Annotated in this window: 16 protein-coding genes and 1 tRNA gene; 2 read left to right on the plus strand and 15 right to left on the minus strand. The window is 32.4% G+C overall.

The features are described 5' to 3' along the window. Window positions 1-20: 20 nt before the first annotated feature. The 7 genes from B5D16_RS07755 to B5D16_RS07785 all read right to left on the minus strand — a co-directional run bounded on the left by B5D16_RS07755 (window position 21) and on the right by B5D16_RS07785 (window position 8,160). Window positions 21-272: a hypothetical protein gene (locus B5D16_RS07755; RefSeq protein WP_078766420.1), complete on the minus strand. Its 252-nt coding sequence runs from the start codon at window positions 270-272 to the stop codon at window positions 21-23. A gap of 21 nt (window positions 273-293) precedes the next feature. After that, window positions 294-1,202, minus strand: a complete 909-nt coding sequence (gene metA, locus B5D16_RS07760; RefSeq protein WP_078766421.1) for a homoserine O-acetyltransferase MetA — start codon at window positions 1,200-1,202, stop codon at window positions 294-296. Between the two features lie 69 nt (window positions 1,203-1,271). After that, window positions 1,272-3,227, minus strand: coding sequence for an NAD-dependent DNA ligase LigA (gene ligA / locus B5D16_RS07765; RefSeq protein ID WP_078766422.1), 1,956 nt, complete (start codon window positions 3,225-3,227; stop codon window positions 1,272-1,274). Window positions 3,228-3,317: 90 nt separating this feature from the next. Then, on the minus strand, window positions 3,318-4,034 hold the full coding sequence (locus tag B5D16_RS07770; RefSeq protein ID WP_078766423.1) for a pseudouridine synthase: 717 nt from the start codon (window positions 4,032-4,034) through the stop codon (window positions 3,318-3,320). A gap of 101 nt (window positions 4,035-4,135) precedes the next feature. Next, a complete protein-coding gene (gene thiT / locus B5D16_RS07775; RefSeq protein WP_078766424.1) occupies window positions 4,136-4,942 on the minus strand; it encodes an energy-coupled thiamine transporter ThiT in 807 nt (268 codons plus the stop codon). A gap of 119 nt (window positions 4,943-5,061) precedes the next feature. Beyond that, window positions 5,062-5,679, minus strand: coding sequence for a thiamine diphosphokinase (locus B5D16_RS07780; protein WP_159444338.1), 618 nt, complete (start codon window positions 5,677-5,679; stop codon window positions 5,062-5,064). 87 nt (window positions 5,680-5,766) lie between these two features. Continuing rightward, window positions 5,767-8,160 carry a hypothetical protein gene (locus B5D16_RS07785; RefSeq protein ID WP_078766426.1) on the minus strand — a complete coding sequence of 798 codons (2,394 nt, stop codon included), beginning with the start codon at window positions 8,158-8,160 and terminating at the stop codon, window positions 5,767-5,769. A gap of 195 nt (window positions 8,161-8,355) precedes the next feature. On the opposite strand from B5D16_RS07785, the gene B5D16_RS07790 reads away from it, so the two are divergent. Continuing rightward, window positions 8,356-8,430: transfer RNA gene (locus B5D16_RS07790), tRNA-Arg, on the plus strand. 58 nt (window positions 8,431-8,488) lie between these two features. Here the strand turns inward: B5D16_RS07790 and B5D16_RS07795 are convergent. The 3 genes from B5D16_RS07795 to ilvN all read right to left on the minus strand — a co-directional run bounded on the left by B5D16_RS07795 (window position 8,489) and on the right by ilvN (window position 11,308). Next, the gene (locus B5D16_RS07795; protein ID WP_078766427.1) at window positions 8,489-9,487 is read right to left on the minus strand and encodes a DUF5688 family protein; all 999 of its coding nucleotides are present in this window, start codon (window positions 9,485-9,487) and stop codon (window positions 8,489-8,491) included. Between the two features lie 244 nt (window positions 9,488-9,731). Next, window positions 9,732-10,748 carry a ketol-acid reductoisomerase gene (gene ilvC, locus B5D16_RS07800; RefSeq protein WP_078766428.1) on the minus strand — a complete coding sequence of 339 codons (1,017 nt, stop codon included), beginning with the start codon at window positions 10,746-10,748 and terminating at the stop codon, window positions 9,732-9,734. Between the two features lie 77 nt (window positions 10,749-10,825). Beyond that, window positions 10,826-11,308 carry an acetolactate synthase small subunit gene (gene ilvN, locus B5D16_RS07805; protein ID WP_078766429.1) on the minus strand — a complete coding sequence of 161 codons (483 nt, stop codon included), beginning with the start codon at window positions 11,306-11,308 and terminating at the stop codon, window positions 10,826-10,828. Window positions 11,309-11,574: 266 nt separating this feature from the next. Between ilvN and B5D16_RS07810 the strand changes: the two genes are divergently transcribed. Continuing rightward, window positions 11,575-13,896 carry a clostripain-related cysteine peptidase gene (locus B5D16_RS07810; protein ID WP_078766430.1) on the plus strand — a complete coding sequence of 774 codons (2,322 nt, stop codon included), beginning with the start codon at window positions 11,575-11,577 and terminating at the stop codon, window positions 13,894-13,896. 51 nt (window positions 13,897-13,947) lie between these two features. On the opposite strand, the gene B5D16_RS07815 is transcribed toward B5D16_RS07810, so the two are convergent. The 5 genes from B5D16_RS07815 to B5D16_RS07835 form a co-directional block, all read right to left on the minus strand. Further along, a complete protein-coding gene (locus B5D16_RS07815; RefSeq protein WP_159444339.1) occupies window positions 13,948-15,435 on the minus strand; it encodes an SLC13 family permease in 1,488 nt (495 codons plus the stop codon). After that, window positions 15,428-16,549, minus strand: coding sequence for a tocopherol cyclase family protein (locus tag B5D16_RS07820; protein WP_078766432.1), 1,122 nt, complete (start codon window positions 16,547-16,549; stop codon window positions 15,428-15,430). The genes B5D16_RS07815 and B5D16_RS07820 overlap by 8 nt, the downstream gene beginning before the upstream one ends. Continuing rightward, window positions 16,542-17,900 (minus strand): MATE family efflux transporter, encoded by a 1,359-nt coding sequence (locus B5D16_RS07825; RefSeq protein WP_078766433.1) that lies wholly within the window; start codon window positions 17,898-17,900, stop codon window positions 16,542-16,544. The genes B5D16_RS07820 and B5D16_RS07825 overlap by 8 nt, the downstream gene beginning before the upstream one ends. A gap of 68 nt (window positions 17,901-17,968) precedes the next feature. Beyond that, window positions 17,969-18,322, minus strand: coding sequence for a hypothetical protein (locus B5D16_RS07830; protein WP_078766434.1), 354 nt, complete (start codon window positions 18,320-18,322; stop codon window positions 17,969-17,971). Window positions 18,323-18,807: 485 nt separating this feature from the next. Beyond that, window positions 18,808-19,284, minus strand: coding sequence for a methylglyoxal synthase (locus B5D16_RS07835; protein ID WP_078766520.1), 477 nt, complete (start codon window positions 19,282-19,284; stop codon window positions 18,808-18,810). Window positions 19,285-19,396 lie beyond the last annotated feature (112 nt).

A 19,396-nucleotide genomic window follows, 5' to 3' on the forward strand; every position in this document is an offset into this window, starting at 1 on the left:
GTCAGTATTTCCTTACTTAATTAATCAAGAATACCCTCATTGTATTCTTTCTGCCATTCGTCAATGATTCTCTCTTCCTTTGGATCATCCGTAGCAAATGTTTCCACATAAATATCTATTATTTCTTCTTCGCTTAAATCTTCGCCATATACTTCCTCAAATGGCTCATCCTTAAACTCATCATAGAAATCAATCAGCTGACACTTTACATCATCAGCATCAATTTTGGTTAATAAATTTTCCACATACTCTCTTGCTTCTCTTTTATCCATACATGTCCTCCTAAAAAGTTACTATTCAAGCTCATATGGTGTAGTCTGATATACATAGTAATTAAGCCAATTACTATATAAACAGTTTGATGTGCTTCTCCATGTAAGCTCTGGCTTATTAGCAGGATCATCATCCTCATAATAATTCACCGGAATCTGAGGATTAAGTCCTTTAGCCAAATCCCTTTTATACTCCTTATCAAGAGTTAATCTATCGTACTCAAGATGACCTAAAACAAATATCTGTTTTCCATCATCCGCGAGTACAAGTAAAACTCCTGCCTCTTTTGATTTTGCCAAAATTGTAAGATGAGGATTAGCTTCTATTTCTGCTGCTTTTACACCAGTATGTCTTGAATGCGGTGCATAAAAAACATCATCGAATCCTCTTACAATAGGCGTCTTTCTATGAAGCACCCTGTGTTTGTAAATTCCTGAAAGTTTTTGTTTTAACTGATATTTCTTAATTCCATAATGATAGTAAAGACCAGCCTGTGCTCCCCAACATATATGAAGAGTACTAGTAACATGAGTCTTTGACCACTCCATAATTTCCTTAAGTTCATCCCAGTAGTCAACTTCATCAAATTCCAAGTGTTCAATTGGTGCTCCTGTAATAATCATTCCATCGAATTTATGATCTTTAATCTCACTAAATGAACTATAAAACTTATTAATATGACTTGCAGGTGTTGTCTTTGAAATATGAGTATCCATCATAAGAAAAGTAACATCCACCTGAAGCGGTGTATTACTAAGTTCTCTTAGTAATTGTAATTCTGTATCTTCTTTAAGAGGCATTAGATTCGCAATTATTATCTTTAAAGGTCTAATGTCCTGAGACATAGCTCTTTTTTCATCCATAACGAATATATTCTCTGTTTCAAGTATTTTTTTAGCTGGTAAATCGCCCTGAATTTTAATCGGCATCTAACTATCCTCCTTAATTATTTAAATTATTTATATACTTTTAATAATTTATCTCTCATATAAATCTGATTATTCCTCTATCATAGATAGAAAATCTTCTTCAGATATTATAGGAACTCCAAGTTCCTTAGCTTTTTTATTCTTACCAGAATTTGAATTAATGTCATTATTAATTAAAAAGCTTGTTTTTCCAGTAACAGAACCTGTTACCTTTCCACCAAGTTTTTCAATTACTTCCTTAACTTCATCTCTATTCTTAAAGTGATTAACTGAACCTGTAATAACAAATACTTTTCCAGCTAACTTATCAGAAGATTCTTCATTAGCGACTTCTTCAAACTCTATTTCATCAAGCAAATTATTAATTCTATTTTTATTATCTTCATCACTTAAATAGTTCTCAATTTCTTTAGCGATAACATCACCTATACCCTCTATGGATACTAGGTCTTCATACTTCGCATTTAGAATATCATTACACTTATTATTATAATACATAGCAATAAGTTTTGCCACAGTTAAACCAACATTTGCTATGCCTAAAGCATTAATGAAATTAGCTGGTTTAACCTTTCTGCTATCATTAATTGCCTTTATCAAATTATCATACGACTTTCTTCCAAAGCCAGGCATATTAACTATATCTTCTTCAAATCTATCAAGTTTAAAAATATCAGCATATTCTTTAATAAAGCCATGTCCAATAAACTTAACTAGAGTTTCTTCTGATAAGCCATCAATATTAAATGCATCTCTTGAAACAAATAATGTAAAGCTCTTTATGTGTTTCGCTGAACACTCCTTATTAATGCAGTGAAGAGTCTTAACTCCATTCTCGTTCTTTATAACAACTTCTCCGCCACATGCAGGACATGTCTTTGGTATTTCAAGATTTCCACTCTTTGTAATATTTTCATCAATTTGTGGAATAATCATATTCGCCTTATAAACTGTTATTTCATCGCCAATACCTAGTTCAAGACTTTCAACTATACTTAAGTTATGAACACTCGCTCTTGAAACCGTTGTTCCTTCAAGTTCAACCGGCTCAAATATGGCAACTGGATTTATAAGTCCTGTTCTACTTGGACTCCATTCCATTTCTAACAAATGTGTTGTTGCAATCTCATCAGCCCACTTAAATGCAATACCATTTCTCGGGAATTTAGCTGTACTTCCAAGTGAAATTCCATATTCAATATCATTAAACACAAGAACAAGTCCATCAGATGGTAAATCATAAGTCTTAATCTTTTCTTCAAAGAAACCAACTCTTTCAACTACATCTTCACTTCCAACAAGGTAATGCTCAACTACATCAAATCCCTGATCTTTTAGCCATTCAAACTGATTCATAATTTCATTATTAAAATCCACACCTTCAGCACTAATAAGAGCAAATGCATAGAAATTCACATTTCTTTTTGCTGTTATTTCATTGCTAAGCTGACGCACTGAACCAGCACATAGATTTCTTGGGTTCTTATACTTTGATTCAACATCTTCAATTGATTCATTAATCATCTCAAAATCAGAATATTTAATTATTGCTTCGCCTCTTAAAACCAACTCGCCTTTATGTTTTATGTTAACCGGAATGTTTTTGAAAACCTTAGCGTTATTAGTAACAACTTCACCTACAACACCATTACCTCTAGTAACAGCGCTAAAAAGTTTACCATCTCTATATGTAAGTACAATTGTAAGTCCATCAAGTTTCCAAGATAACACCCCTTTATGATTACCTAAAAATGAAGCAAGTGCTTCCCTATCCTTTGTCTTATCAAGTGATAACATAGGCGAATCATGAGTTTGCTTTGGAAGTTCAGATAAAACTTCATAACCAACATTTATTGTAGGACTATTTGATAAAACAAGTCCTGTTTCTTCTTCAAGTTTAACTAATTCATCATATAAGGCATCATACTCCTTATTGCTCATTATCTCTTCACCCTGCTGATAATATGCGTATCCAGCCTTGTTAAGAATTTCCACCAATTCCTTTATACGTTTCTCTTTATCCATTAATCATTCTCCATAATCACGTTTTATAGATTTATATAACTCAAATATCAATTCACTTAATTAATATCATAATATATTAATTATTCTTACCTATTTTACTAATTCTTCTACTTCTTCCTTGCTTAAAACTCTGTATGTTCCAGACTTAAGTTTTCCAAGTTTTATATTACAAACTCTTACTCTCTTTAAATCAGATACTGTATATCCAAAGTAATCACACATACGTCTAATCTGTCTATTAAGTCCCTGTGTAAGAATAATATTAAAACTTGTTTCAGTTAATTTAGTAACCTTACACTCTTTAGTTACAGTATCTAATATAGGAACTCCGCTTCTCATACCTTCTAAGAATTCATCTGTAATAGGCTTACTTACATGAACCACGTACTCTTTTTCCTTATTATTCCTTGATCTCATAATCTTATTAACAAGTTCCCCATCCGTAGTAAGTAAAATCAAGCCATGTGAGTTCTTATCAAGTCTTCCAAGATAAACAAGCTTTTTATCAAAACCAATTGCTTTAATAATATTGTCTTTATTATTTAAATCATTCGTGCATTCGATTCCTACTGGCTTATTATAGGCTATTACAATCTGTTCCATCTTTGTATCAGAGATTACTTTTCCGTCAACCGTTACCTTGATCTTTCCACTTTCGTAGTCATCAAGATTTATCTTTTCACCCATTAAAACATCCCTGTCATCAATTGTTACTCTACCCTCGTCAATAAGCCTATCTGCTTCTCTTCTTGAACAATATCCTATTTCACTAAAAAATTTATTTAAACGAATTAATCTATTTTCCATAACGCATTATATTTTACCATATTTGCTGCAAATATTAAACATTCATAAGCATTTAAAAAGTCCTCAAACTAAATTAGTTTAAGGACTTAATATAAACATTTTTATAAATACGCTATAGCTAAACCAACTACTAGTACAACAAATAAAATTATACAACCAATTGTAGCCTGTAATTTTGACTTTTTCTTATCTTCCTTATCTTCACGTGAAGCAACAATTCTACCGGCAAGTCTAATAGCTTGTGAAACTGGCGCAAGTGAAATTAAGATAAGAGTAATTATACCTTCAACACCAAGGTATGAAATATTATAAGTTAATGAATAAACAAGTGGTGACTGTCCTTTTGGCGCATACTCAGCGAAAAATACAACACCTGAAAGCACAGAAAATACATATCTTCCTAAAACACCAAGAATGTAACCAATCTGTAAACCACCAAACTCAAATACAGTTGATTCTGTTTTCTTATCAATATGATGACCAATACCTGAAAGACCAAGCGCACCAAATGCTAATGGATAATCAGTTAATAACTGTGGCAATGTAACAATATAAGGATCAACAATCAACTGTAATAATCCATATGTTACACCTGCTAAAATACCAGCACCAATACCATACCAATAACCTATAAGACATATAAACATCATACTAAATAATGTAATTGATCCACCCATTGGCATCTTAAATAACTTCATGTTACTTGCAACAAATGCAAGTGCAATAAATACTGCTGAAACTGTAAGCTGTTTTGTTGAAATCTTAACATCACGCTTACCAATAAAGTACGCAGCCACAACCAAAGCGATAACCATCAACACAATAATTGAAGCTTTACCTGCTGTTGTTAAATCGTAACTTCCTGCATCTTTATTATACTTTGCAAAAATATTAGCTAAATATAACATAAAAATCCTCCTACAGCCTTACGGCTTCCCTAGCGATTATATTATTTCGGCTATGAATATACCATAGTAGAATATTTTTGTCAAATAAAGCAAAACTATACCAAGTTAGTAAACTTCTATTATTTTTGTACTGACCACATAATGATTAAAACACCATCTTCAACGGAAATTCTTGCTTCTTTATCAATGAATGAATTACTAACTCCAAGCGCAAAATCTGAAGTAAGTGTAACATCTCTAACTTCATACTTAAGTCCTTCAATTGATACATGATTTACATCCCCACCGTGAGCAAATACAGAGACATCCCCCTTCATGCCTTTTGGAAATACTATATAATCATTATATATTGCAGTAATCATGGTTTCATCCCCAACCATGGTTATGTTGTAACCTTGCTTGGTATAATTACAAATCATTTGTAAATTAGCTATGGTGTGAGCAATTCTCTTACCACCTAATCCCCCAAATATAACGAAGTTTGTAAAACCTTCTTTTATACCATGTCGCATACACATTTCCATGTCTGTTTCATCTTTTTCAACTTTAAGTTTTATAACATTCTTATGAGCAGGAACCGGTGCTGAATCAAAATCACCTATTACAACATCAGGTGTTAATCCTTTGTTTTTTAAATACTGATATCCAGCATCTGCAGCTATAATCAAATCTCCATCTTTTTTGTTTATGCCTAAATTCTTGCAATCTCCTGCACCTACTATAAAACATGTACTCATATTTATACCTTTCATTCCCAAAACATATAGTAATTCTTAAATATTCTTTATCATATAAATATCAGACGGGTCTCCCCGTCTGATATTTTACTCAATTTCAACAACGTCATCATTACCATCTGAATTATTACCATCATTATTATTCTGATTAGCATTATTATCATCATTGTTATTGTTATTGTTATTGTCATTGTTATTATTATCGTCGTTGTTATTATTGTCATTATTGTTATTATCGTTAGCATTATCAGCGCCATTGTTATCATTATTATCATTATTAGCGTTGTTATCGCTAGCATTTTCATCATTTGCATTATTATCAGAATTATTTGCGTTATTATTGTCATTATTAGCATCATCATTCTGATTATTATCAGCTGCAGGTGTTGTAGACTCTTTCTGTTTATTAGCCTCTGAAGCTTCTTTTGCAAGATTCTGGAAGAATAATTTTAAGTTTTCATCTTTTTCACACGCATCTTCAAATCTTGAATCAACTTCTTCATTAAATGCTACAACATCCTCATCGTTCGATAAGTTGATAATATATGCTTTTATTTCAGCACTAATATTATTATTAATAACATACTTGCCATCCTTCTTAACTATATATAAAACAGTCGCTGAAGGTGCAGGTGTATCAATGTCCTTAAATTTCAAATCATAAGAAATATAAGCTACATATTCTTCTTCACTCATGCCATTCTTCATTAAGCACTTAATATTCTCATAATTCTCATAATTACTAGTCTTATCTTCAAGATCCTGCTTTGTTAATCCTGTTGCATCATAAAGGCAAGGAATAACTGCTTCTAAATCATGATCAATAAGTCCTTTGTAATATGTCTTTATAAGAGTATCAATTTCAGCTGTAACAGCAACAAGGTTGTTAGCTGGTTCCTCTGTTGTAGGTTCAACTGACTCTGTAGGAACATCCTTAATAACTTTTACTTTCTTTGTAGGTGCTTCTTCATCCTTACCCTTAATCTTCTTAACTGCAAGAACACCAACCGTTACTACAATTATAAAAGATACAACTGTCAAAATACTAGAAATAAGTTTTCTTTGTTTTTCTCTAGCCTTACGTTGCTGCGCTAAAGCTTTCTTTCTAGCATAATAAGCTTCCTTGACTCTTTCTTTTGACTGTTCGTATTCTCTTTCTTCTTCCTCAGTATTCTTAACATCATTTGCATTAGCATAATATTCTTCAAATTCGTCATAATACTTATCTGAATTATCCGTCTGTGCATATTCCTGATAGTCTACAGAATTATCTTCATATACTGAGTCTCCATTACCATACTCTGACTGATTATCGTAAGGAAGTTCTTCATTTACACCATACTCATCACTATAGTATTCTTCTGCATAATTTCCATCGTAACCCTGATCAAAATATCCTTCATTATCATATTCCTGGTCACCATATGCATAAGCCTGATCCTGATCCTGATTTTGATATTCATATTCCTGATTATCGAAAGTACCATATCCATTCTGATCATCATAATATTGAATATCATTTTCATCATATTCATAACCAAACTGATTGTAATACTCTTCCTGAGTTCTATCTTCTTTAAGTTTTTCTAATCTTCTTTGAGCGGCTAATTCCTCTGCCTGACTTGCTCTTTCTTCTAGTTCTTTTTTATCTTCCTGCTTTTTTATTAACAAAGCTTCTTTTTCAGCCTGCTTCTGAGCACGTCTTTCTTCCTTTTCCTTAGCCTTTGCTTTTGCCTTTTCCATCTTTTCAAATCTTTTTCGAACTTTTTCTTCAGCCTTTTCAGCTTTTTTTCTAGCCTTTTCTTCTTCCCTTTCAGCAGCTTCTCTTTCTTCTCTTTCTCTTCTCTGCTGCTCAATAATCTGTCTCTGTTCTTCAATGAGTTTTTGTTTTTCTTCCTTTTCACGAAGTAATTCTTCTTCACTCATTTTAACGATTTTCTCGCGTTTTGTTCCTTCATCATCTTCAACAGATATATCATTTATCGGCTTATTTTTATTCTCTAAATATTCATTTAGTCGTTCTTCTCTTCGTTTCTCCTTTATAATTTTAGCTCTTTCTTCTGCCTGAGCTTTAATCTTCTCCTGAAGTTTAGCTCTCTCCTCTTGTATAGTTCTAGCTTTCTCTTCCTCTGCCTTAATTCTCTCTGCTTCTGCTTTTGCCTTTCTAAGAGCTTTCTTTTCTTTCATCTCTCTCTTTCTAGCTGCAAGATAACTCTTATCATGCTTAAAAGCATCTCTCTGAATGCGCTCTAATCTGCGCTTTGTCTCCTCCGCTTCTAACTCCTCTATAACACTGGAAATATCAAGAGCTTCATCAATGTCAACAAGTCCCTTATCCTTACTATCAGTAACTGCCTCCTCTGCTATGCTTCTAATAGAATGACTAGTTATGGCTGCACTCTTTTCAGCATCTATTTTAGGCTTGTTTTCGGGTTTTAAATTTTCGTTCTTGTCTAATTCCTTATCTAAATCCTTACTCACTTTTTTCTCCTTTTTACAAGTTTATAATAAACTTGCAAACCTTTTACTTCCTCACTCCGTGTTAATTATACCCACCAAGGCATAATTACCCAAATCATAATATCAAATCAAATTATATCAAAATTGTTTAAATTTATCAACTATGTTGATTTTTCCTTGCATAATCAAAAACTCTAATGTAAAATACCCTTGTTGGCACCTGTAGCTCAGTGGATAGAGCACCGCCCTCCGGAGGTGGGTTTTGCGTAGGTTCGACTCCTATCAGGTGCATAAAAAATGTTCTATAAGTCTTATAACTTATAGAACATTTTTTATGTATAAACACACATTATTCTGTCATTATTTCATTTGTTTCCCTACGGTATTTATATATATGATTTGATAACACATCCGTAGGTTCCACTTCTGTTGTATTTATTTGCTCGATCATAGTATTTATCTCCCTTGGATTCATATATCCCATATTTGGAATTAAAATAACTTCATGAACCGAACTTGGAATTATGTAAACCTCATCAGTTCCTTGTTCCGTAGCAAATTCTTTCAAACAATCCTTATATGCAATACATGAAGCTCCATATAACTTTATGCTATTAGTTAAAACAAACATATTTATTTCATCATGCATTCCATCTATTCTATCTAGAATATTATCAGCCTTTGATTTATATATAACCGTCTCCTCAGATAATTCCATATCTCGTTCTTCTTTTACAATCCCTATCTCTTCCATCAAATTAAATGTTAATATTTCAGATAATACTTCTCTCATAGATTTAATCACTGGTTTCATAATAATAGGTGTATTCTTAAAAGCTCTTTCAAATAATTCATCTTCATCAATTCCCCATAATAATATATGCGAATTATGAACCAGTGCTGTTGCTTTCCCTAACATATTATTATCTAGTATGCAAAAGCAAACTATGGATAAATCCATAAAAGTCCTATGTGGTACTCTCTCTAATAGTTTCTTATTACTGTTTGTATTAATAATCTTAAAAACTATCCTATCCTTAACCTTATCAAAATCCTTAAACACTTCAACATTTACATCATCATCTAATCTGGATCTTTCATAAATATTAATAATATCACTGGCTATCTCATCTAATTCTTTTCCTCCCTTATATTCACAATAATAATCCTTCAAATAAATAGTTGGGGTGATATCTGCTTTACTAGATGATATCAATAATGCTTCTTTTGATTGGCTATTATTCTTTAAAACCTTCTGGATTGTAACCACATATCCATCACCATATCTTTCACTTACTTTTTTACTTACACATTCTTTTATACTTTCTAAAAATTTAAGATACCTCATCAATTATTCCTCCTAAGTTTTACCTTAAAAGGTAGCGCTATCTCTAAGGTTGTAGTTCGAGTCTATACCTCTTATGCTACATTTTCAATAGATTTTTATCAAATAAATCATTTAACGTTTTTAAAGCGACATTTCAATGTATTATGTCGTTTTTCAGACGATATTAGATATTTATTTAACATAAATAAGGCACAAAAAAGAAGCTTTGAAATTCTTCAAAGCTTCTTTCTATATTAATATATGATTAGTTATTGATTAACTTATCTTCACCATTCCAGCTGTAAAGCTTTCTGATTTCTTCACCAACTTTTTCTGACTGATGTTCAGCTGCAAGCTTTCTCATAGCTTTGAAATGAACCTGTCCACCTGCTGGTGACATATCAAGTAAGAAGTCTTTAGCAAATGTACCATCCTGGATGTCTGCTAAAACTTTCTTCATAGCTTTCTTTGTATCCTCCGTAATGATCTTAGGACCTGTAACGTAATCACCATATTCAGCTGTGTTAGAAATTGAATATCTCATTCCAGCGAAACCTGACTGGTAAATAAGGTCTACGATAAGTTTCATTTCATGAATACATTCGAAGTATGCATTTCTTTCATCATAACCAGCTTCAACAAGTGTTTCAAAACCAGCCTGCATAAGAGCACAAACACCACCACAAAGAACTGCCTGTTCACCGAAGAGGTCAGTTTCTGTTTCTGTTCTGAATGTTGTTTCAAGAACACCAGCTCTTGCACCACCAATTGCTAAAGCGTAAGCAAGTGCTACTTCCTGAGCCTTACCTGTAGCATCCTGATGAACAGCTACTAAACAAGGAACACCCTTACCTGCCTGGTATTCTGAACGTACTGTATGACCAGGTCCCTTAGGAGCAACCATTGTTACGTCAACGTCTGCTGGTGGAACGATCTGACCAAAGTGAATGTTGAAACCATGAGCGAACATAAGCATGTTACCTGCTTCAAGGTTTGGCTCGATATCTTTCTTATAAAGACCAGCCTGTAATTCATCATTGATAAGAATCATAATGATATCAGCTTTCTTAGCTGCTTCTGCTGCTGTATAAACTTCAAATCCCTGAGCTTCTGCTTTAGCCCATGACTTACTTCCTTCGTATAAACCGATAATAACGTTACATCCTGACTCCTTAGCGTTAAGCGCATGAGCATGTCCCTGACTACCATAACCAATAACTGCGATAGTCTTTCCATCTAAAAGTGAAAGATTACAATCTTCCTGATAAAAAATCTTTGCCATTTTTATAGCCTCCATATTTTATTTTTATTATATTATAGTTATGTTGCATTCACGTGCAATATAACTTATAAACATTATTAGTTAGTTCCTCTTGTAAGACCTGTAATACCTGTACGTACAAGTTCAAGAACCTCAAATCCCTGAATAAGACCTGTAAATGCATCGAGCTTAGCCTGATTACCTGTAAGTTCAATAATTAATGAATCTGTACTTACATCCACAATCTTAGCTCTGAAAATATCACATACAGCAAGAACCTGTGCACGTGATGCTGCATCAACAGCAACCTTTATTAAAATAAGTTCTCTTGTAACTGATGAATCATCCTTAAGTTCAATGACTTCTCTTACATCAACAAGCTTATTAATCTGTTTAAAAATCTGTTCAAGAATTTCCTCATCACCATGAACAACAATTGTCATTCTTGAAAGATTTGGATTTTCTGTTTCACCGACTGTAAGGCTATCAATATTATAACCTCTTCTACTGAAAAGTCCGGCAATTCTGTTTAGAGCTCCTGAAGTATTATCAACAAGAACTGATAAAACCATCTTTCTCATATATACATCTGCCTTTCTCTATTATTGCAATCCTTAATTTTTCGATTGCACCGCTAATAAATAGTTTATCACAATCACTATTTTTGTCAATATTTAAACGGGGGATTTGTTAATATATGTACATTTTACGACTCTTGAACTACTTTTTACAATATGTTAAAATCTTTAATGTAGTTTTTAATATGACTATATTTTAGAAAGGAGCGCATAATCAAAGCGAATTAAGTGTAATTACATATAGAAGAATTGATTGTGCAAAAATAAATATGTCAGATAACAGACCTAGTAACAGAAAAAAATATACCACTTCTGGCAGTAGTTCCGTTGATAAAAGAGGCGACGGCCTTGGAACTGGTCCTGTAGGCAGTGGTAACGGACATAACAACAGCACAGGTGGATTTGACCATGGTAGTGGTTCAGGTAAAGCCATAACAAGAGGTGCAGCTGGTGGTTCCGGAATTATGATTATATTATTAATTGCCTATCTCATATTTGGTGGCGGAGGCGGTACATCTTCTAATAATTCACCTGTTCATTCAGGTAATCAGTCTAGCGGATCTTCTACCAACATGAACTCAGTTAACTCATCCGTAGCTGATGGTTCAAGAGCGAAATATACAAATATAAAGGGTGACAAAGATGATGTTGTTACTCTTATGGTTTATATGTGCGGAACCGACCTTGAATCAAGATCAGGCATGGCTACTAATGACTTAACCGAAATGGCTAATGCGACTAACGCTAAGAACGTTAACATTATCGTTTATACCGGTGGTTGCGCACGTTGGAAAAATAACATTGTAAGCAATAGTACAAACCAGATATATCAGGTAAAAGATGGAGGCCTTAAATGCTTAGTAAGTGATGATGGCAATAAAGGTATGACAAAACCTGAAACCCTTACTGATTTTATAAAATACTGTAAACAAAATTACCCTGCTAATAGAAACTGCTTAATCCTTTGGGATCACGGTGGTGGATCGGTTAGCGGTTATGGATATGATGAAAAACAGAGCAAAAATGGTTCAATGACACTCGGTGGAATTAAAAAAGCTCTTGAAAATGCTCAGACCAAATTTGACTTTATTGGATTTGATGCATGTCTTATGGCAACATGTGAAACAGCCCTTATGCTTGATCCTTATGCTGACTACCTTATTGCTTCAGAAGAAACTGAACCCGGTATTGGTTGGTATTACACAAATTGGTTAACAAAGTTATCAAAAGATACTTCAATGCCAACTCTTGAAATTGGTAAAAATATCATTGATGATTTTACAGCTAAATGTGCTTCTCAGTGCCGTGGCCAAAAGACTACTCTATCAATAATAGACTTGGCAGAATTTTCTAATACAATTCCATCAAGGCTTTCAGAATTTTCAAAATCAATAAGTTCTCTTATTGAAAAGAAAGAATATAAAGCTGTTTCTGATGCAAGATATGAAACTAGAGAATTTGCTGCAAATACAAGAATCGATCAGGTTGACTTAGTTGACCTTGCAAATAACATGAAAACTGATGAAGGAAAGGCTTTAGCTTCTGCTATTATTAGTAGCGTTAAATATAACCAAACTTCTTCATCCATGACAAATGCATACGGTGTTTCAATCTACTTCCCATATAGAAAAACAAGCTATGTAAATAAAGCTGTAGATACTTATGATAACATCGGAATGGACGATGAATACAGTAAGTGTATCAAGGAATTTGCTTCACTTGAAACAAGTGGTCAGATATCAACTGGTGGTTCTCAAAATCCATTAGGTTCACTTCTTGGTGGTGGCGATGGTGGTTCTTCATCTATGAGTTCTGATATGATTGGTTCCCTACTTCAGACCTTCTTAAGTGGTGACAGTCAGATTTCAATAAACGGACTTACAGATGTTGCAAATAGTTTCTTAAGTGGTCGTGCTCTTCCAACAGAAGACATGGCAGAATACATTTCAGAAAACTACTTTGATTCTACTGCTCTTAAATTTGAAACTAATGATAAAGGTGAAAGCATAATCAAACTTTCTGAAGATCAATGGGATTTAGTTCATAGCATTGATAAAAACACATATGTTGATGACGGAAGTGGTTACATTGACCTCGGACTTGATAATGTATATGAATTTGATGAAAATAAAAATTTAATTGCAGATACAGATAGAGACTGGCTTGCAATTAATAACCAGATTGTTCCATATTATCATATTGATACTACTGAAACTGATGATGAAACGGTTACTACTGGTTATGTTCCTTGTAAAATAAATGATGTTAAATCAAAACTTATTATTGTTTTTGATAAAGAAAATCCTAAAGGATATATTGCAGGTGCTCAAACTGATTATGATGAAGATGAAACTCTCACAATTGCAAAAAGCATGTCATCACTTAATGTAGGTGATAAATTAGATTTTATCTGCGACTATTATTCTTACGACGGTAAATACAATGATAGTTATTTACTCGGTGAGCAAATGACTGTTACAGATAATATGACAATTAGCAATATTGCAATTGCTGATAAAAAAGTAAAAATCACATATTTATTTACAGATATATATAATCAGCAATATTGGACAGATAGTATTGATAAGTAGCAAATCGCTACTAAGATAAAAAATAGATACCTCATAAGAGGTATCTATTTTTTATTCTGTTACTGTAAGTACTATTTCAAAATCTGTTCCAGCTCTAACATTCTCCGGTATACTCTGACTTTCAACAAAGAATACTTTATCAACAAACTTACCACTACTATCATACTCTTTAGTTATCTTATATTTTGATTCTCTTAATTTAGGAAAATCAATTTCAAGCACATTACCTTCTTTATCCTTAACTTTAACATTATAAAAGCCATATCCATCTAAAGATGATAACGCTCCTTCTAAACTATGTTTTTCAAGTCCTGGTACAAATAAAGTCATAATACGGTGTTCGTCATTAAACTCTCTAGTATCCGACTCTACTTCAACTACTTTTTTTACTTGCTTTTTATGTATATTTCTTTCAACCTTTCTATGTTCTACAAGGAAAGCATAGGATAATAAAACTGAAAGATATACAATACTTATTGCTGTAAAAGAAATAATGTATTTAAACTTTTTACTATCTTTTTCTCTTGCATAAATCTTATATGATATAACACTTGCCATTGAAGCAATAAGTGTTCCGAGCCCACCAAGATCAGCACCTAAAATAACTGTTTTATATCTATGAGTAAATCCAGTAATTAATAACGTTGCTGGAACATTACTAATAATCTGACTTAATGCAATTGATGTAACGAACTCACGTCCCTTTATAATTTGAGCTAACTTATCATGCACTTCTGGAATTCTGCTAATATTACCTGAGAATATAAAGAATGCTATAAAAGTAAATAATAAAGCATAATCAACTCTAAAGACTAATTTATAATCAATCCAAAGTGCCACTGCACATACCGCTACTACAGTATATCTACAAGGTATAATTCTTAATACCGTTAAAAGTGCACAGATAAATAATAAACAATATACTAAAACCTGTTTCCTACTTTCAATAACAATATGTTTATTATGTTCATCAGCAATATCTACCACATCCATTTTTCCCGGTAAGAATATCTGACTTATACATAATAAAACAATCGTTAATAAACTATAAGGTAACATCAAAGAGAAGAAATCTACTAAACTCATTTTTGAAACACCATATATGTATAAATTTTGAGGATTTCCAATTGGTGTTAACATGCTACCCATATTTGCTGCGATTGTTTCAAAGATAATTACTATTAAAATCAAATTATCTTTTTTACACTTTCTTAATACCATTATTGTAAATGGAACAAAAGTTATAAGCGCTACATCATTAGTGATAAACATGGCACTTACATAAACTGTAAAAATAAGAATCGCTATTAACTGCCATAATCTATTAGATTTATTTAAAAGAAACTTAGCTATTTTTTCAAATAACATGTTATCTTCAAGACCCTTTATAATTACCATTAAAGACCATAATATTCCAAGGGTTCTATAATCAATATACTTAATATATTTAGCGTCCGGAAAAACGAAGAAGGATGATATTATTGCAAGAATAATTGCAATGCATAAGATTGGATCAATCTTTATTTTTAATTTAGTCATCATACTCTCCGTATTCGCATCCTACGTTTTCACACTTTATTTTATCAATTAATCTGCCATGTCTATATAATGAAATAATTCCTTTTCCATTACCACCATTCCATAATCTATTATGTTTCTTTAATCCATTAGGTGCTTCATAATTTACAAACAACATATCCTTCTTCTCACATGTAATATCTGTAACCATTTTATTACACCAAGTTTTCTGTTCCACATGCCAAACTATTTTTGTATCTGTTTCCCTACAATCAAACTTTGTACGAGTAAATGTCCAGAATTTAGAAAAATTAAATTCGAAACACTTTCCTTCATAAAAGAATGCAGAAAGAAGTTTTCCCTTAAGTGCAACAGGACCAACTTTCGGTCTTCCTCCACCTATATCAAAAACGCTATTTTTAAGTTTCTTTCCTGTATTCATACTTGTAAGATTGTTAGATGATAACCATACCCAAGGAGATGTAAAATCCTTGCCCCAGTTTTTATCTGCGTATCCATAGCAAGTTTCCGGTCTTACTATATACTTTTCACCATTATAATATATATATCCCTTGTATAATGTCTTCATACCTTCAGCATGCCAAAACATTTCAAATAATTGTAATGTTCTAAATAATTTTCCAGCACCATATCCAACATTATATGGAATTACTTTTTTAACTTTTAAATTCCAAGATATTTCACCTGCATCACACATCCACTCTGGGTGCTTTTCTGCTTCTTCTTTTGAAATACTTATACTACCCTTTAATCTCTTTTCGCTAGCGAAGCAATCCTCTGCGCTAATTGAAAAAGGAGCTCTCTTCTTTATACTTACATTCTTCCAACCGAAGAATCTGTGCAGCTGAGCTTTTCCTTCACCCCAGCATCCTGCCTTAACCATCAAATATGAAGGCTTTCTTCCTCTTTTCATGTTTTCATATGATTGTCCAAGCACAGGCTCTTTTTGACCAAGTGCTGGATTACAAGTGAAAAATTCAATGAAGAATGGTTTGGCTTCACCAGTTTTTTCATTATAAGCGGTGAATGAATGCCACCACCAATCATATCCACATCTACTTTGTCCATTAAGCAACTGAAATTCATCTCTTGAAATATCTGATTTACTAAACATGCGTCCCCTTTCTATCTAACTCATTTTTACTAATCGACTTAAATGTAATAAATGTTATTATCGATATATATACCGCTCCAGTAACCCACGCTGTCTGATCAGTAAAACAAATAGCATCAAATTTATATATTGGAACAAATACAGTACTTGCAATTATTCTAGCTATCATTTCCAAAACACCTGAAACAAGTGCTCTGCCAGTATATCCTAACGACTGTACAGCCATTCGAAATACATTTAATATACCAAGTGCCCAGAAGAAAAATCCCAAACATCTTAAATACTGTCCAGCTGCATCTATAACTTCAACATCCTTTTTGGATACAAAAATAAGATTAAGTGGTTTACCAAAGAATATTAAAAATACGCCTATTAATAATCCATAAGTAAAACCTATATACATAGCCTGCATAATTCCTTTTTTTACTCTATCAATAAGACCGGCTCCATAGTTTTGTCCTACATAAGTTGCAACAGCAGCTGCAAGAGCATCAAAAGGGCACATAGCAAATGCTTTAATCTTCATAGCTGAAGTAAACGCGGATGAATAAAGTGTTCCAAGTCCATTATTTGAACTTTGCATTACCATACTACCTATAGCTGTAATTGAAAATTGCAATCCCATAGGTAATCCTATTCCTAAAGAAATTAATAACTTCTTTTTATTTACTTCTCTGTTTTCTCTTTCTGGATGCAATAACTTCATTTTAAGTAAAATATAAACAAGCAATATTATAACACTAATTCCCTGTGAAATAATTGTTGCAAGTGCAGCACCAAAGCATCCTAATTTAATTCCCTTAATAAAATATAAATCTAAACCAATATTAACAATTGTACTAACTACCAATGCAATAAAAGGTGTCTTGCTATCTCCAACTGCTCTTAGTATACCAGCGAAATAATTATAAAAAACAACAAATGGTACACCTAAAAAAATAACAAACAAATACTTATATGCATCGTCATATATTTTTGAATTAACAGATAATAAATGTAATATTGGATGACACAAAAGTGTTGTTAACACAGTTACTGTAATTGAGAAAAAAGCAGATATTAAAAATCCCTGAAAAACATAATCCTTCATGCTTTTAATATCACCAGCTCCAAATCTTTGTGCAACCGGAACTGAGCATCCTGCTGTTAAACCACTACAAAATCCAATTACCAAAAACAAAACAGATGATGTTGCACCTACACTTGCCAAAGCATTCTTTCCAAGATTCTGTCCTACAATTGCAGCATCAACTATATTATATGTTTGTTGAAATATATTTCCAAATAAAAGAGGAAGCATAAATACAAGCATTAACTTTAATGGACTTCCCTTTGTCATAGACTTTGTCATAATATCTCCTAAAAAAAGCGCACATCAATAATGATTTGCATCACTGATATGCGTCTATTTATATACTTTTATCGATTTTTCTTAATCTGTAATCTTTCCTTTTGCATAACAAACCTGTTATTACTAGGTGATGCATAACTTAAAACCTCATCAATAGTAAGGCCGTCATAAAAACCTTCTAAAATCTGTTCAATCTGATCCTCATCGAATTCTGGATTAGCGCAGATTTCTATCTGATCCTTTTTAAGGCCATTTCTATATCCTTCAATCATCATAGCCATCTGTTGTGCTTGAAATCTAGGTGTTGCAAATACCGTTATCTCATCGACACTTAAAAATTTAAAAGCTTCCTTTATATATTTAAGCTGATCCTTATTAAATTGTCCACTTTTCTTAAACGTTTTAAAATCTATTCCAGCCATATACTCACACCCCACTATTCTATATTAGATTAAAAAAACGAAACCCCAAGTTCCGTTTTATGTTGATCGTTAAACCAATATAAAATTGTCTACCCTTTATCAATATAATACCAAAAAAATACTATCATTGCAAATAAATTACACTTTTTTTATCATTTTTTCTTTTTGTGCAAACGAATGGGACCATCATTATGGTCCCATTAATTCGTTTCATGTTCGACAACATATTATGTTTTGTTAGATTTATTTTTACACTCTTACGAGTTAAGGATGACTTTTTTAAAATTAGACTTTTTAAAGAAAATTTCAACTTTCGGATGACGTTTTTATTTCTTTATCTTATACCATAATTATAATCACTTAAACCAATAAAATCTTCCACTTTCTGTAAATAATTTAAGAACAAATTGTGAACAAACCTCTAAAAAATTATTAACGTCAGTCAATTTTACATAAATCCAAACAAAATCACTGTCAAACTACGTTTACTTCCCTGAAGGCAATGTTTCTGCCCTATTTGCTATATTTTGCTTAAAGTTTATTATTTCATGATCATACTCTTGCTCCATATATGTAGAATGAATCAAGAAATCAGCAGTTGCTTTATTATTAGCAAATGGTATGTCATAAACCTGTGCTATTCTCATTAATGCCTTAACATCTGGATCATGTGGCGCAGCTGTTAGTGGATCTGAAAAGAATATAACAAAATCAACTTTTCCCTCAACTATCTTTGCACCAATCTGTTGATCACCTCCAAGTGGACCTGAATTATATCCTCTAACTGGTAAGCCTGTTGCATCTGTTATCATACGTGCAGTTGTACCTGTTCCACAAAGAAAATGGTTCTTTAATATTTCCGCATTCTCATTACACCACTCTATAAGTTCTGCCTTCTTTCCATCATGTGCAATCAGAGCAATATTTTTCTGTTTTCCAATTGTAATTGTTACTGTTTCCATCATTTCTTTCTCCTTTATTTCTATTTTCCTTTACACTTTCCCGTTACTATCATATTTTATCTTTCTAGTAATTTTATCACAAATCAAAGAAGAAATACATAACCTTCCTATT

This window comes from Eubacterium uniforme, assembly GCF_900167115.1.
Classification (GTDB): Bacteria; Bacillota; Clostridia; order Lachnospirales; family Lachnospiraceae; genus Eubacterium_S; species Eubacterium_S uniforme.